Annotated in this window: 10 protein-coding genes; 5 read left to right on the top strand and 5 right to left on the bottom strand. The window is 72.2% G+C overall.

Translation table 11 applies throughout. The annotated features are described in order from the left end of the window. Nucleotides 1–114 precede the first annotated feature (114 nt). The 3 genes from AB0F17_RS21415 to AB0F17_RS21405 all read right to left on the bottom strand — a co-directional run bounded on the left by AB0F17_RS21415 (nucleotide 115) and on the right by AB0F17_RS21405 (nucleotide 2,853). Nucleotides 115–1,557 (bottom strand): lanthionine synthetase LanC family protein, encoded by a 1,443-nt coding sequence (locus AB0F17_RS21415; RefSeq protein ID WP_358025429.1) that lies wholly within the window; start codon nucleotides 1,555–1,557, stop codon nucleotides 115–117. Nucleotides 1,558–1,615: 58 nt separating this feature from the next. After that, entirely contained in the window at nucleotides 1,616–2,092 is a 477-nt protein-coding gene (locus AB0F17_RS21410; RefSeq protein WP_358025427.1) for a DUF1707 domain-containing protein, read from the bottom strand. A 74-nt stretch (nucleotides 2,093–2,166) separates the two neighbouring features. Next, nucleotides 2,167–2,853: a phosphotransferase gene (locus AB0F17_RS21405; protein WP_358025425.1), complete on the bottom strand. Its 687-nt coding sequence runs from the start codon at nucleotides 2,851–2,853 to the stop codon at nucleotides 2,167–2,169. 198 nt (nucleotides 2,854–3,051) lie between these two features. Here AB0F17_RS21405 and AB0F17_RS21400 point away from each other — a divergent pair, with 198 nt between their 5' ends. The 5 genes from AB0F17_RS21400 to AB0F17_RS21380 all read left to right on the top strand — a co-directional run bounded on the left by AB0F17_RS21400 (nucleotide 3,052) and on the right by AB0F17_RS21380 (nucleotide 14,570). After that, complete coding sequence (locus AB0F17_RS21400; protein WP_358025423.1) at nucleotides 3,052–3,888, top strand: ABC transporter ATP-binding protein; 837 nt, start codon at nucleotides 3,052–3,054, stop codon at nucleotides 3,886–3,888. Then, nucleotides 3,878–4,699 carry an ABC transporter permease gene (locus AB0F17_RS21395; protein WP_358025421.1) on the top strand — a complete coding sequence of 274 codons (822 nt, stop codon included), beginning with the start codon at nucleotides 3,878–3,880 and terminating at the stop codon, nucleotides 4,697–4,699. Before AB0F17_RS21400 ends, AB0F17_RS21395 begins: the two co-directional genes overlap by 11 nt. Nucleotides 4,700–4,783: 84 nt before the next feature. After that, nucleotides 4,784–9,493, top strand: a complete 4,710-nt coding sequence (locus AB0F17_RS21390; RefSeq protein ID WP_358025419.1) for an SDR family NAD(P)-dependent oxidoreductase — start codon at nucleotides 4,784–4,786, stop codon at nucleotides 9,491–9,493. Then, on the top strand, nucleotides 9,490–13,413 hold the full coding sequence (locus tag AB0F17_RS21385; RefSeq protein WP_358025417.1) for an SDR family NAD(P)-dependent oxidoreductase: 3,924 nt from the start codon (nucleotides 9,490–9,492) through the stop codon (nucleotides 13,411–13,413). Before AB0F17_RS21390 ends, AB0F17_RS21385 begins: the two co-directional genes overlap by 4 nt. Next, complete coding sequence (locus AB0F17_RS21380; RefSeq protein ID WP_358025415.1) at nucleotides 13,410–14,570, top strand: acyl-CoA dehydrogenase family protein; 1,161 nt, start codon at nucleotides 13,410–13,412, stop codon at nucleotides 14,568–14,570. Before AB0F17_RS21385 ends, AB0F17_RS21380 begins: the two co-directional genes overlap by 4 nt. On the opposite strand, the gene AB0F17_RS21375 is transcribed toward AB0F17_RS21380, so the two are convergent. Then, entirely contained in the window at nucleotides 14,565–15,221 is a 657-nt protein-coding gene (locus AB0F17_RS21375) for a 4'-phosphopantetheinyl transferase superfamily protein (RefSeq protein WP_358025413.1), read from the bottom strand. The two genes, AB0F17_RS21380 and AB0F17_RS21375, sit on opposite strands and share 6 nt — an antisense overlap. Further along, on the bottom strand, nucleotides 15,218–16,003 hold the full coding sequence (locus AB0F17_RS21370) for a thioesterase domain-containing protein (protein ID WP_358025411.1): 786 nt from the start codon (nucleotides 16,001–16,003) through the stop codon (nucleotides 15,218–15,220). The genes AB0F17_RS21375 and AB0F17_RS21370 overlap by 4 nt, the downstream gene beginning before the upstream one ends. Nucleotides 16,004–16,006: the final 3 nt, after the last annotated feature.

Below are 16,006 nucleotides of genomic sequence, written 5' to 3'. Positions count from 1 at the left end.
GAATGGTCCGCCTGTCTGCTGCGAAACGAACGTATGCCTCAACACTCACATCTGACTTACAAGTCACTTACAGCACAGACAGCAACCAGGCGGACCTCTCGCGGAGGTCGCCGCCTATGCCGGGTCGTTGCCCTTGCCCAGACGGTGCGAGGGGACGGGGATGGCCGGGAACGGGTTGTCGGGGAGCAGGATCACGCGGCGTGCCTGGTCGCCCTGCTGGGCCGCGTCCAGGTGCAGGAGCGCCGCGCCGATGCCCGCCGCGCCGACCATGTAGCCCGTGTCCGCCGACACCTCGCCGGGGCGCAGCCGCCGATACGCCTGGTACCACCGCAGTCCGCGCCCGTCGTGGTCGACCGCGCGGCCGATCAGGTGCTCGGCCAGCACACTGGCGAAGTCCAGGTAGGACTTGCGCCCCGTCGCCGCCCACAGCCCGACGAACAGCTCCACCAGCCCGGCCGTGCCGCAGCACTGGCAGGAGACGTTCCAGAACCCGGGGGTGCGCCGGTGCGGGACGCCGCTCTCCACGATGCCGTGCGCCAGCCGCTCGCACCAGGCCAGGTCGTCGGCCTCGCCCGTGACCCGGTAGAGCTCGTAGAACAGCCGGGCCACCCCGGCCGAGCCCGAGCAGAAGCCCAGGTAGTGCAGCCCCCGGCCCTGCGGCACGTGGTGCGGCACGGCGGCGCACCGCCCGGCCACGACGCTGACCATCCGGACGAAGCCGGCCCCTCGGCGTGCCGCGTCGATGAAGAGCGGGTCTCCGGTGATGCCGTACAGGCGGGCGAGCAGGAACGCCGTGCCCGCCGTGCCGGACAGGAAACCCGGCGTGACGGCGTCGACCGGCAGATCGGCGCGACCACCGGCCGCGTCGCCGGGCTTTCCCGGCAGATCGGCGGAGTCACCGGACCAGATCCGCTCGAACGATGAGTCCGGCGAGCACCCGTCGTCGAGCGGGCCGAACCGGTGGCCGGGGACGGCCAGGCGGGCGATGCGGGCGCCCGCCTCGACGGCGAGGTCCAGGTAGGCGGGTACGCCGAGCATCGAGGACGCGTGCAGCAGGCCGAGCACCACACCGCCGTCGCCGCTCTGCGCGGGGTCCCGCGACCAACCGGGGCCGCCGTCGAGGGGGCGGGCGGAGCGGACGATTCGGTCGGCGGCGGCCACGGCGGCCGCCTCGAACCGGCCGTCCCCGAACACCCAGCCGGCCTCGGCGAGCGCGACCACGGTGCCGGACAGCCCGTGATAGAGCGACAGGCTGGTCTGGCTCCCCCACGTCCCGGCGAGGTAATCGGCGCCCGCGCGGGCGTCGTCCAGGTACGCCTCGTGGCCCGTCGCGGCGGCGAGCTCCAGGAAGAACAGCACGATGCCGGCCGCCCCCGCGTAGAGCGAGGCCGGTTCGGGAGCCAGAGCCGACCTGCCCCGGGGATCGGGGTTGGCCCTCCAGTGCCGGCCGCGCTCGTCGTCGACCGCCGCCGACCGAATCCAGCGGCCGGCCATGATGGCGGCGGTCAGCGGTGTCTCAGCACGCTCGCTCGATGAGCGCGTCCGATCCAAGCTCATGCGAGCCATTATCCCACACATTTGGTAGGAAATTAAGGGCTCTCCGAGGAGGTGGGCGTCAACCGTCGAGAGCCGACGGCGTCGCGGGAGCTCCGATCGGGGCGCGGGCCCGGCGCAGCAGGGTGGTCGCGGCCGTCAAGCCGAACAGCGCGGCACCCGGAGGACCGATGATCCACATGGGCCAGAAGTACACCAGGGACGCGCCGGAGACGCTGAGCATGACCCAGACCACGACGTTGATCGACACCTTCACGGCCCAGATCGCCCAGAGGATCCTGAGCCATCTCGGCAGCGTGGCGAGCAGCCCGGCCGGGACCGCCGCCCCACGGGGCGCGGGCTGCGGTTTCGCCTTCGCGCGGGGCAGGTCGCCCAGCAGATCCGCCAGTTCGCCGTACGTCACCGCCTGGAAGGCCCGGCCCAGCCGGTCGTCGTACTCCTGCATGCTGAGCCGGCCCTCGGTCAGCGCGGCGCTGAGCCGCTCGACGACCACCTCGCGATCGCTGTCCGAGGCCCGGATCTTTCGCCGCTCGTTCATCGCACCTCCTTGGATGTCAACCGTCTGCCTCCTCCCGCCGCCGCCCGGTCGAGACGGGTGACCGGACTGCCTGTTCACCGCGCGACCTCCGCGCCGAGCGTTGCCTCGCGGGCGAGCAGGCGGTCGATGGCGGCCCGTTCGGCGTCGTGCGTGTTGTCGTCGTCGCGGCGGCGCGTGGCCATCGCGCTCAGGTACGGCAGGACGGCCGCGCGGTCGACGGCATCGGCGAACGCCTTGGCCATGAGGGTGCGCCCGGCCCGCCGGACCAGCCCGTCGACGGGGGCGGCGGCGAGGATGAGCCAGGTGCACGCCGCGTCGGCGCCCGGCGCGCCCCGGCCGGCGTTCGCCCAGTCGATGACCCGGGGGCCGTCGCCGGTGACGAGCACGTTGCCGGGGTGCAGGTCCAGGTGGAGCAGGTTGTTGCCGGGCGCTCCCCCGGCGGCGGGCAGCCAGCCGGGCGCCCGTACAGTGGCCAGCCGCTGAAGCAGCTCCACCAGGAGGCGCCCGTACGCGGGCGCGCGCCACGGCCGCCAGGTGGCCTCGCGCGCCAGGCTGACGCCGTCGACCCGCTCCATGAGGATGTCGGCGCCGTCGGCGTCGAAGACCTCGGGTGCCGGGAAGCCCTGCCGGCGCGCGTGCCGCATGACCGACGCCTCACGTTCGAGGCTGCGGCCGTCGCGGGCCCGCCGGATCACCTTGCCGGTCCCGGCCTCGAACACGTCACAGTCCTGCCCTGCCGCGAGCAACGTTCCCACACGCATGGTGGTCAGATTAGGCGGTAAAGGAGAGTCATTCTAGTTGTGCGGGATCCGGTGCACTGGCAGCTAATTACCGGCATTTCCTGCCACCGGCTACATAGGTCATCTGCCGCTATCGTGGCGGCAACACCAGTTAATCGTATTCAACCGATTAATTCAGTTGACGGCGCATTCGGGATTAATACTCGAGGAGGTGACACATTGCTGGAGGCAATCGATCTTGTCAAGTGTTATGGCCCGGTCCGAGCCCTCGACGAATTCAGTCTGCACGTGGACGCAGGCGAGATCGTCGGGCTCGTGGGGCACAACGGCGCGGGCAAGACGACCTTCGTGGAGATCGTGTCGTACCTGACCCGCCCGGACGGCGGCCACGTCACCATCGACGGCAGGCCACCGTCCGCGGCCAAGGGCCGGGTCGGCGTCGCACCGCAGCACATCGCGCTCTACCCGTCCGCCAGCGTCAGGGAGCACCTGGAGCTGTTCGGCAAGCTGGCCGGGCTGCGCGGCCAGGCGCTGACCACCGCCATCGACGACATCGTGGCCGCCCTGCGGCTGGGCGACTTCGTCGACCGGCACGCGGCGGTCCTGTCGGGCGGTCAGCAGCGCAGGACCCAGGCGGCCACCGCGCTCATCCACCGGCCCGCGCTGCTGCTGCTCGACGAGCCGACGGCCGGCGCGGACCTGGAGACCCGGCAGGCGATGCTCGACGTGGTGAAGCAGCGCGCGGGCGAGGGCGCCGCCATCGTCTACACCACCCACTACCTGCCCGAGCTCACCGAGCTCAAGGCCACGATCGCGGTCGTCAGGAACGGCCGGGTCATCGCCAGGGGCACCCACGAGGAGCTGGTCGACGGCCTGCCCGGCGAGGTGCAGCTCACCTTCGACAACGAGGAGGAGATCACGGTCTCGACGACGCACCCGGCGAACACCCTGGTCGATCTGCTCAGCCGTGAGGACCGCCCGATCAGCACCGTCGACGTGCGCAACCCCTCCCTCGACGACCTCTACCGATCCCTGGCGGTCAGCAATGCTCCTTGACACCCCGCACACCCAGCACCGGGTCGAACCCCCACCCTCCACGGGCGTGCTCGACTCCCTGCGCGGCGCCGCGTACCGTATCGGCGCGCTGGCCAAGCACAACACGCTCATCCGGCTGCGCGACCCGGGCCAGATGATCAGCTACGTCGCCATGCCGATGGTGCTCATGCTGGTGCTCAAGCCGCTGTACGTCCGGGCCGTCGAGGGCGGTGCCACGCAGGTGGCGACCGGCCTGATGGTGATGTTCTCGGTGTTCGCGATCTCCATCGCGGGCAACGCGATCCTCGTCGAGCGGACCTGGCGCACCTGGGACCGCCTGCGCGCGAGCCGCGCTCCGGCCACCGAGCTGCTGCTCGGCAAGACCCTCCCGATCTTCGTGGTGATGGTCGTGCAGCAGTCGATCCTGCTGGTGTACGGCTGCCTCGTCATCGGGCTGCCGGTGCCGAGGGCCCCGCAATACGTGGTCTTCGCCATCATGATCTGGGCCTTCGCCCTGCTCTCGATCGGCGCGGCACTCGCCACGATCGTCCGCAGCCACGGGGAGCTCAGCGTGATCTCCGACGTCGGCGCCCTGACGCTCAGCTCGCTGGGCGGGGCCCTGGTGCCGTTGAGCATCATGCCCGACTGGGCGCAGGTGGCCGCGCACATCTCGCCCGGCTACTGGGCCCTGACGATGATGCAGGCCGCGGTCCGCGGTGACGCGGCGGGCACCCTGGCACCGGCCGGGGTCCTGCTGGCGATCGGCCTCGTCGCCGGGACGTTCGCCGTCCGCAGGCTCACCCGCGGCTGGGGCCGCGGACATCTGCTGTGAAGTGCCGGCCCGCGGTCAGGGGGCCGCGGGCCGCTCGCCTTTCTGTCGGTAATTCAATGACATGTAGTGAATAGAGGCATGTTGATGGATCAGCAGCATTCACCCGGCGACTCGAAACACTCGGCGGACGAGTCGAATATCGCGATCATCGGCATGGCCGGTCGATTCCCCGGGGCGGACAACGTCGAGACGTTCTGGCGCAACATCAGTGGCGGCGTGGAATCGTTCACCCGGTTCTCCGACGAGGAGCTGATCGACGCGGGGGTCAGTCCGGCGACCTTCCAGCAGCCGAACTATGTCAGGAGCCGGCCGATACTCGAGAACGTCCGGGGATTCGACGCCGGATTCTTTGGTTACAACCCGCGTGAGGCGACCTTGGCCGATCCGCAGCAGCGGATCTTCCTTGAGGTCGCCTGGGAGGTCCTCGAAGCCGCCGGGTACGGCTCGCCCGACGCGCGGGGCAGCGTGGGCGTGTTCGCGGGCACCAACATCAGCGGGTACCTGCTCACCCGGCTCAGGGCGTTCGAGATGGGCATCGACCCGTCCGCCCTGATGATCGGCAACGACAAGGACGCGCTCACCACGAACGTGTCGTTCCGGCTCAACCTCTCGGGCCCGAGCGTGGCCGTACAGACGTTCTGCTCGACCTCCCTGGTCGCGGTGCACCTGGCGAGCGATGCGCTGCGCCGGGGCGACTGCGAGATCGCGCTGGCCGGCGGCGTGTCGGTGCGTATCCCCGACCGGGTCGGGTACCTGTGGGAGGAGGGCGGCCAGGAGTCGCCCGACGGCCACGTGCGCACGTTCGACGCCGAGGGCAAGGGCAGCATGTTCGGCGACGGGGCCGCCGTGGTCGCGCTCAAGCGCCTGGACCGCGCGATCGCCGACCGCGACACCGTGCACGCCGTCATCCGCGCCTCCGCGATCAACAACGACGGCGCGCTCAAGTTCAGCTACCTGGCGCCCAGCATCGACGGGCAGCGCCGGTGCGTCAGCAGGGCGATCGAGCGGGCCGGGGTCGACCCGTCCGAGATCTCGTACGTCGAGGCGCACGGCACCGCGACCGAGGTGGGCGACCCGATGGAGGTCGCCGCGCTGACCAGCGCCTTCGGCCCCACCAAGGACAAGCAGTACTGCCTGCTCGGCTCGATCAAGCCGAACGTCGGCCACCTCGACCGCGCGTCGGGCGTCACCGGGCTCATCAAGGTCGTCCAGTCCCTGCGCAACGAGCTCATCCCGGGCACCCTGCACTACCGGTCCCCGAACCGGGAGATCGACTTCGACAGCAGCCCGTTCCGCGTCACCTCCGAGGTCACGCCTTGGCCGCGCGAGGAGGACCGGCCGCGCATCGCCGGCATCAGCTCCCTGGGCATGGGCGGCACGAACGCGCACGCGATCGTCACCGAGGCCCCGGTGCCCGAGCCGCGCCCCGAGCGCCCCCGCCGCTGGCAGGTGCTGCCGGTCTCGGCCCGCTCCGAGTCGGCCGCCGAGCAGGCCTGCGCCAGGCTCGCCGACCGGCTGGAGATCGACTCCGACCTCGAACTGGGCGACGTCGCCTACACGCTGCAGGTCGGCCGCAAGGTCTTCGGCCACCGCAGGGTCGTCGTGGCCGACTCGACCGGCCGGGCCGCCACCCTGCTCGCCGACCCGGCCGGGCGGCTGGGCCGGAACGACGCGACCGTGGGCCGCCGGGTCGGCTTCCTGATCGCCGGGGTCGGCGAGCAGTATCCCGGCATGGTGGCCGCGCTCTACGCGGACGAGCCCGCCTTCCGCGCCGACGTCGACGAGTGCCTGACCGTCCTCGGCCTCACCGAGGCGGCGCAGTTGTCCGACGTCTTCGTACCCGCCGAGCGAAAGGACACAGGCGGCGACCTCGCCCGGCTCCTGGGCCGGACCGGCGACCCGGCGACCGGCTCCACGGCGGAGGCGCACCTGATCCAGCCCGCCGTCTTCGTGGCCGAGTACGCCCTGGCCCGCCAGTTCATGCGCTGGGGCATCACCCCCGAGATCATGGTCGGCTACAGCCTCGGCGAGTACGTGGCCGCCTGCCTGTCCGGCGTCCTCTCACTCCCCGACGCGCTCCGGCTGGTCGCCTACCGGGCCAAGTTGATCACCTCGCAGCCCGAGGGCGCCATGCTCGCGGTGGCCGCCGACGAGCGGCGGCTGCGCGCGGTGCTCGGCGAACTGTCCGCCCGCGACCTGGACGTGGCGGTGCGCACCGGCTCGCAGCTCGTCCTGGCCGGGCCCGTCGCGGCGGTCGACGCGGCCGGCGCGCTGCTGCTGGAGGCGAAGATCGGCTGCCGCCGCCTGGACACCACGCACGCCTTCCACTCCCGGACGCTGGAGCCGGTGGCCGCCGAGCTGACCGCCTGGATCAGCGACAACGTCACCCTGCGCCCCCCGGTCATCCCGTACGTCAGCAACGTCACCGGCCGCCTGGCCACCGCGGACGTCGTCACCGACCCCGGCTACTGGGCCCGGCACATGTGCGAGACCGTGGAGTTCGGCTCCGGGCTCGCGCACGTGCTCGGCGGCGGCGACCTCTCCCTGGTGGAGATCGGCCCCGGCCAGTCGCTCGGCGCGCTCACCCGCGGCCATCCGGAGTGCGACCGCGCGCAGTGGCCGCTGATCGTCACCACACTGCCCGCCGCGAACGACCGCCTCGACACCCACGCCGCCACCGCCACGGCCGTCGGCAAGCTCTGGCTGGCCGGCGTCTCCGTCGACTGGGCGGCCATGCACGACGGCTGGGCGCCCGGCCGGATCCCGCTGCCGACGTACCCGTTCGAGCACCAGGACTACTGGCTGGACATCGACCAGACCGCGGCGAGCACCGGCGCGCCCGCGATCGACGACAGCGACCCGACCAGCATCCTGAACGCCCTCCCCCGGCTGCCCGACGAGCGCTGGATCAACGTGCCGACCTGGCGCCAGACCGCGCCGCGCCCGGCGCGCGCGGAGGAGGCGGGCCGCTGGCTGGTCTACACCGACGCGGGCCGCGCCGACACGTTCGCCGCCACGCTGCGCGAGCATCTGGAGGCGGCGGGGCACCGGGTGGTGCTGGTCCGTCCCGGCGAGCGGTTCGCCGCCGGGCCCGGCGGCCTGGTGGTCCGGCCCGGCTCGCCGGAAGACGCCGTCAGCGCGCTGCGTGCGCTGGCCGAGCAGGACTTCCAGCCCGAGCGCGTGGTGCACCTGTGGACCGCGGAGGAGAACCCGGACACGACCGACGAGTGCCTGCGGCGCGGCCTGCACACCCTGGTCTCGCTCGCGCGGGCCTCGGGCGACATGGGGATCACACAGTGGTCGCTCGACATCGTCACCATCGGCGGCCAGCGGGTGCTCCCCGGTGACCGGGTCATCCCGGAACGCGGCACCCTGCTCGGCCCGACCCGCCTGATCCCGGTCGAGTACCCGCGCGTCCGCACCCGCCTGATCGACATCGACACGGCGTCCTCGCCGCGCGACCTCCTCACCGAGCTGCGCGCCGAACCCGCCGACCAGGTCGTGGGGCTGCGCGGCGGCCGACGCTGGGTCCCGGAGTACGAGGTGCTCGACGCGTCCTGCATCGACCAGAACGCCCCCAAGACCCAGGTACGCCGGGGCGGCACCTACCTCGTGACCGGCGGCCTCGGCGGCATCGGCCTGGCCATGGCGGAACGGCTCGCCGAGCACTACCAGGCCCGCCTCGTCCTGATGGGCCGCACCCCCGTGCCGCCGAAGGACCAGTGGGGCCCCATCCTGGCCTCGGAGCGGACCGCCGACGAGGTACGCCGGCGGATCGAGGGCCTGCGCCGGCTGGAGGCCGCGGGCATCGAGGCCGTCACGGTCGCCGGCGACGTCTCCCAGCCCGACGACGTACGGCGCGCGGTCGGCGCGGCGATCGACACGTTCGGCGAGCTCAACGGCGTGCTGCACTGCGCCGGAGTGCCGGCCGTCGGCCTGATGCAGTTCAAGACGGCCGCCGACATCCAGCGGACGCTGGCGCCGAAGGTGGCGGGCACGCTGGCCATCGCCGAGGCGCTGCGGGATGTGCCGGTCGACTTCGTCGCGCTGTTCTCCTCCACCACGTCGGCGACCGGCGGCGGCGCGGGCCAGGTCGACTACTGCGCGGCCAACGCCTACCTCGACGCGTTCGCGCTCAGCGACCCGCTGCCCGGCGTGACCGTGACGGCCATCGACTGGTGCGAGTGGACCTGGAACGGCTGGACCGACGGCCTGGAGAACTACGACGAAGGCTCCAAGCACTACTTCACGTGGTACCGGGAGAACTTCGGCATCACCTTCGACCAGGGCTACGAGACGCTGCTGCGGGTGCTGGCCAGCGGCGAGGCGCACGTGATCACCTCGACCCAGGACTTCGCCCCGCTGGTCGCGATGAGCCGCCGCTCGTCGATCGAGAGCCACCAGGCCACGGTGAAGAAGATCCGCGACGCGTTCGGCCGCCACCCGCGGCCCGAGCTGTCGACCGCGTACGTCGAGCCGCAGTCACCGGCCGAGGAGGCCATCACCGCAGTCTGGGCCGAGGCGCTCGGCCTGGAGCAGGTCGGCATCCACGACAACTTCTTCGAGCTCGGCGGCAACTCGCTGCTCGGCATGGAGATCATCGCCGAGGTCCGCAAGGCCCTCGAACTGTCCTACCTGCCACCGCACATCCTCTACCAGTCGCCCACGGTCGCCTCGCTCGCCGAAGCCGCGACCTCGGGGGACCAGCAGGATCAGCAGACCCTCGGGGCCCTTGACCAGCGACGGTCCCGCATCGAACAGCGACGCAACATGCTCCGTGGGAGGGCTTCATGACGGAATCCGATTACGACTCGGCGGTCGCACTGATCGGCATGTCCGGTCGCTTTCCAGGGGCGAGCAGCGTCGACGAGCTGTGGCGCAACGTCCTGGCCGGGATCAAGGGACTGCGCGAGATCACCGACGAGGAACTGGCCGAGTCCGGCGTCGAGCCGGGCAAGGTGGCCGACCCGCGCTACGTGCGCGTCGGCGGCCCGATCGACGGCCTCGACCGGTTCGACGCCACGGTCTTCGGGATCAACCCCCGCGAGGCCGAGATGATGGACCCCCAGCACAAGTTCTTCCTCGAATGCTCGTGGGAGGCGCTGGAGAGCGCCGGATACTGCCCCACCGACACGCCCGGACAGGTCGCCGTCTTCGCGGGCTGCGGCTTCCCCGACTACATCGTCCAGAACATCCAGCACCTCGCCGGCCAGCCCGGCGGCGCGCTGCTCATGGCCGTCGGCAACGAGCGCGACTCGCTGGCCTCGCTCGTCTCCTACAAGCTCGGGCTGCGCGGCCCGGCCGTCACCGTGCAGACCTTCTGCTCCACCTCGCTGGTCTCGGTGCACCTGGCCTGCCAGAGCCTGCTGACGTACGAGTGCGACCTCGCGCTGGCGGGCGGCGCGTTCACCCCGCTCCCCCAGCCCGCCGGCTACCTGTACGAGCAGGGCGGGATCATGTCGCCCGACGGCCGGGTACGCAGCTTCGACGCCGAGGCGAGCGGCACGGTCATGGGCAGCGGCGTCGGCACGGTCGCGCTCAAGCGCATGTCCGACGCGATCAAGGACGGCGACGTCATCCACGCGGTCATCCTCGGCTCGGCGGCCAACAACGACGGCCGGATGCGCGCCGGCTACACCGCGCCCGGCGTCGACGGGCAGGCCGAGGTCATCGAGTCCGCGCTGGGCGTGGCCGGGGTCAAGTCCGACACCATCGGCTACGTCGAGTGCCACGCGACCGGCACCATGCTGGGCGACTCGATCGAGCTGGCCGCGATGAACCGGGTGTTCGCCCAGCCCCGCGAGACGCCGTGCGTGCTGGGCTCGCTCAAGCCGAGCATCGGCCACCTCGACCGTGCCTCCGGGGTCACCGGGCTGATGCGGGCGGCGCTCAACCTCAAGAACGAGCTGCTGCCCGGCACTCCGCACTACGAGACGCCCAACCCGGCGCTGGCCACGGCGCAGGACCGGTTCACGGTGCTCACCGAGCACCGGGCCTGGCCCGCGGGGCCGCACCCGCGGCGGGCCGGGGTCAGCTCGTTCGGGCTCGGCGGGACCAACGCGCACGTGGTGCTGGAGCAGGCTCCGGTACGGCCTTCGCGGCCGGCCCGGCCCGGACCGCACCTGCTGACGTTCTCGGCCGCCGACGGCCAGGCGCTGTCGGACCTCACCGGTCTGCTGCGGGAGCACCTCGCCGGTGACCTCGCCGACGACCTGGCCGATGTGGCGTACACGCTCCAGGTGTCGCGCGGCGGCTTCGCGACGCGGCGCGCGGTCGTGGTCCGGGACCGGGACGACGCGGTCGCGGCGCTGGCCGACCCGGCGCGCTGGATCGACGCCAAGACGCAGCGCCGCAACCCCAAGGTCCGCCTGGTCACGCCGACCGGCGACGTCCCGGCCACCTGGTGGGCGGACCTGCGCACGACAGCCGACCGCCTGACCCGCCCCGGCACCGCCACCGCCTTCCCCGGCACCGCCAGCGCCGCTGCCACCCCCGGCGCCGCCAGCGCCGCCGTATCCCCTGAGGACGCGGTCGCGGCGCTGGCCGAGGCGCTCACCGCGCTCGGCGTGCGCCTGCTTCACGACGGGACCGACACGTCCGGCGTCGAGGAGATCGTGGTGGCCCCCGCCGACGGCGAGAGCGCCGCGGAGTGGCTGCTATCCACCGTGGCCCGGCTGTGGCAGGCCGGTAGCGCCATCGACTGGGCGGTTCTGCACCAGGGCGCGGGCCTGCGGGTCGAGCTGCCCACCTACCCGTGGCAGAAGCGCCGGTTCTGGGTCAAGGCCAATCCGAACATGATGGCCGCGCCGCCGAGCACCGGTAAGACGTTCGACCGCTCGAAGTGGACGCACCTGCCGACCTGGCGGCAGCGGCCGCTTCCGCTCGGCGGTCTCGACGAGCAGCTCCGGCTGGCCGGGCCCTGGCTGGTCTTCACCGACGACGCCCGGGGCGAGGCCCTGGTCGAGCGGCTGACCGAGGCGGGCGCCGAGGTGACGGCGGTGCGCCGGGGTGACCGGTTCACCGAGGACGACACCGGACATTTCACGATTCGCCCTGACAAGGCGGACGACATGGCCGAGGTGCTCTACTCGCTCGTGGTCGTCCCGCGCTCGATCGTCCACGCCTTCAGCCTGGCCGCCGCCGAGGCGGGGCCCGGGCAGGACCCCATCGCCCACTTCGACGCCGAGCAGAACCGCGGCTTCTACTCCGCCCTCGCGCTGGCCCGCGAGCTCGTCGACAACACCGGCTCCGCGCCGCGCGCCGAGCTGGTCCTGCTGACGTCGGGCGCGGTGGGCGTGGTCGGCTCGGACCTGCGCCATCCCGAGCACGCGACGCTCGCGGCACTGGCCCCGAGCCTGCAGCAGGAGAACCCGCGCCTGCGCTGCCGCCACATCGATGTCACGCCGGACTCGGGCGCGATCAAACAGGGGCCGGACACCGTTGGACAGGCGCCGGACGCCGTTGGGCCTCTCCGGGAGCTCGCCACGCAGGTCCTGGCCGCTTCCGTCGCTCCGCACGAGGGGCCGGTCGCGGTGCGCTCCGGCGAGACGTGGCTGCGGCAGTACGAGCAGTACCCCATCGACGAGCCAAGCCCGGAGCAGCGGCCGTTCCGCGACGGCGACACCGTGCTGATCACCGGCGGTCTCGGCGACGTCGGCCTCGTGCTCTCCCGCCACCTGGCCAGCCGGTACGGCTGCCGCCTGGTGCTCACCGCCCGCGCCCCGCTGCCGCCCCGCGCGGAGTGGGACGCCTACCTGGCCTCGGTGCCGCAGGGCGGGGAGCGTACGGCGCGGCACATCCGCAACATCCGCGACCTGGAGGAGCGCGGCGCCACCGTGCTCGCCCTGTCGGCCGACGTGGCCGACGAGGCCGGGATGCGGGCGGTCGTCGAGGCGGCGGTCGAGCGGTTCGGCGGCATCGACGTGGCCGTGCACGGCGCGGGCGTCCAGGACGGCGGCTACTTCAACTTCGCCCACCTCATGGACCGCGACCAGTGCGACGCCCACCTGGCCGCCAAGGTCAACGGCTTCCATGTGCTGGAGGCCGTATTGGGAGAGCAGGCCCCCGACCGGCGCATCACGCTGTCGTCGATCGCGGCGGTGCTCGGCGGGATGACGCTGGCGCCGTACGCGGCGGCGAACGCGGCGCTCGACGCCTACATCCGCGTGGCCCGGCTGGCGGGCGGCCGGTGGGTCACCGTCGACTGGGACACCTGGAACATCGACCCCGACCGGCTCGAAGGCCACAGCGGTGCGGTGATCGACTACGCGATGGCGCCCGCGGAGGGCGTGGACGTGTTCGAGCGGGCCCTCTCGGCCGCCGACCGCGTCGGGCACCTGGTCATCTCGACGGGTTCGCTGGACGCGCGCATCGCGCAGTGGGTCACCGGTGACATCCACGAGGCCGGCGACGACGATCTCGACGACGACCGTGAGCGCCACCCGCGCCCCGACCTGAGCACCCCGTACGTCGAGCCGGCCGAGGGCACCGAGGCGACGCTGTCCGGCATCTGGTCGAGAGTGCTGGGCATCGATCCGATCGGCGCCACGGACAACTTCTTCGAGCTCGGCGGCCACTCGCTGCTCGCGATCGAGCTGACCACCCGGATCCGCAAGGCCCTGAACGCCTCGGTGCCGGTCACCGGGCTGCTGGAGTGCCCGACGGTCCGCCAGTTGGCCGCCCTGCTGGACTCCCGGGATGAGGTGGCGGCGTGAAGCAGCCCGAGTATCTCCGCAAGATCCAGAGCTTCGCCCGGCGCGAGCTGCTCGACAAGGACGCCTACCTGGACTCGCTGGCCGAGGCGCCGATGCCGCTGTACAAGCGCTTCGCCGACACCGGCCTGGCGAACTGGTGGCTGCCCAAGGAGTCGGGCGGGCTCGGGCTGGGCCTGGAGGAGAGCGTCCGCATCGTCTCCGAGCTGGCCTACGCCGACGCGGGCGTGGCGTTCACGCTGTTCATCCCGGTGCTGACGACGAGCATGGTCCAGTGGTACGGCTCCGCGGAGCTCCAGGAGCGCCATCTGGGCCGGCTGGCGGCCGAGAACGGGTTCTGCGCCACGCTCGGCAGCGAGCACGCCGCGGGCAGCGAGCTGGCCCGGATCTCCACCAGGGCGACCCGCGACGGCGACGAGATCGTGCTCGACGGGCAGAAGGCGTTCTCCACCAACACCGACTTCGCGCAGTTCATCGTGGTGATCGCGCGGGCCCAGGACGACCCGGCGGGCTACCTCGCGGTCCTGGTGCCGCGTGACACGCCCGGCATCCGCGTGGACAAGCGGTGGGACGTGATCGGCCTGCGCTCGTCGGCGACCTACCAGGTCACGTTCACCGGCTGCCGGGTGCCCGCGGCCAACGTGCTGCGCGGCAACGGCCTGCGGCTGCTGGAGGTCGGGCTGAACGCCAGCCGCATCCTCATCGCCACGACCGCGCTCGGCATCGCCCGCCGGATCCGCGACGTGTGCATGGAGTACGGCAAGGCCAAGTCGGTGAAGGGCTCGCCGCTGGCCAACAACGCGGTCTTCGCCGCTCGCCTGGGCCAGTTCGAGATGCAGATCGACGTGATGGTGAACCAGTGCCTGGCCGCGGCCCGCGCGTACGACGCGGTCGCGGCCCGGCCGGACGCCGGCGAGGAGTTCCTGCGCATCGGGACGCTCAAGTCGGCGCTCACCGCGAAGATGTTCTGCGGCCAGACCGGGTGGCAGATCGCGTCCACGGCCTCGGAGATGTTCGGCGGGCTCGGGTACACGCACGACTCGGTCATCGGCAAGCTGCTGCGGGACGTGCGCTACGTGTCGATCGTCGAGGGCGGCGACGACGTACTGCGTGACCTGGTGTTCAGCCGTTACGTGGTGCCGGTGTCGAAGCGGTCATGAGGCGCCCGCGGCGGTGACGACCGCCGCGGCGTAGCCCGGCGCGACGTCGAGCCAGCGGACAGGCAGGGCGGCGCCGGGCGGCGAGGAAGAGGAGAGCACGGTCCCGTGGGCCGTGCTCTCTTCGTGTACCAAGACGTTGCGGAGCCCGGCCAAGCCCACCCCGACGGTCTTGACGTACGCCTCCTTCGCCGTCCAAAGGCGGAAATATCCGGTACGGCATCCGGCGGGGTCGGCCGCCCGCAGCCGGTCGACCTCCTCCGGCTGGTACATGCTGCCGGCCATCGCCAGGCAGTCGAGGTCCTCGCGGATCCGCTCGACGTCCACGCCGACCCTGGATCCCGGCGGCGCCACCGCCACCAGCGCCCACTCCTCGGAGTGCGACAGGTTGAAGTCGGGGGCGGCCCGGCCCTGGGGCAGGGCCAGGTACGGCCGGCCGCCGTCCTCCGCGCCGAAGGCCAGACGCGCGGCGCGCACGCCGCACACCTCGCCGAGTATGGCGCGGAGCGCTGCGTGCGCGACCGTGAACCGATGCCGCTCCCGGACCGAGCCGAGCCGCCGGGCCCGCTCGCGCTCGGTGTCGGAGAGCGAGCGCCACCATCCCGGCCCGGACGGCCGGTCGAGGTGGATCTTCCACACTCTGAGCCGCGTCATGCCCACGCGCGCAGCGCCTCCGAGATGTGCTTGTGCGTCAGCTTCGCCTGCTCGAACACGGCGAAGTGCCCGCCGACGAACGTGTGCAGGTCGAACCGTCCCATGGTCTGGTCCCGCCAGCCGGCCACCAGTCCCCGGCCGGCCCTCGGGTCGTCGGTGCTCGGCAGCGCGGTGATCGGAACGTTCAGGGCGGGCTCGGCGTAGTACTCGTAGGTCTCCTTGACGCTGAAGTCGGCCTGGATGGCGGGCAGGATCATCTCCAGCACGGACGGGTCGTTCAGCAGCCAGTCGGGCGTCCCGCCGAGCTTGCGCAGCATCTCCACCAGCTCGGGGCGGCTCATGTCACGCACCGGCGGCCCGTCGTCGAACGGCCGGTGCGGGGCGACACAGCCGGAGACGAACAGGTGCACCGGCTCGGGCCCGCCCCGGCGGCGGATCTCCCGCAACAGCTCGAACGAGACCAGCGCGCCCAGGCTGTGCCCATAGACGGCGTACCGGCGGCCTCCGCCCACCTCGGCCAGGATGACGTCGGCCAGGTCGGAGACCAGCGGCGCCATCCGCTCGTACGGGGGTTCGCGCAGCCGGTTCTCCCTCCCGGCCGGCTGGACCGGCAGCACCGCCACGCCCGGCAACCTGTTCTGCCACGCCCGGTAGGCCGAGGCCCCGCCCCCGGCGTGCGGCAGGCAGAACAGCGCGAGAGCGTCGGCCGCCGCGCCGGTCTGCGCCCGGTACGGCAGCCACCGCTGCATCACATCCGCGCTTGTCACATCATTGACGGTCATCGT

It is taken from the genome of Nonomuraea sp. NPDC026600 (assembly GCF_040638335.1).
GTDB lineage: Bacteria > Actinomycetota > Actinomycetes > Streptosporangiales > Streptosporangiaceae > Nonomuraea.
Note: the sequence above shows the minus strand (reverse complement) of the source record. Positions and strands in the feature narration are given on the sequence as shown.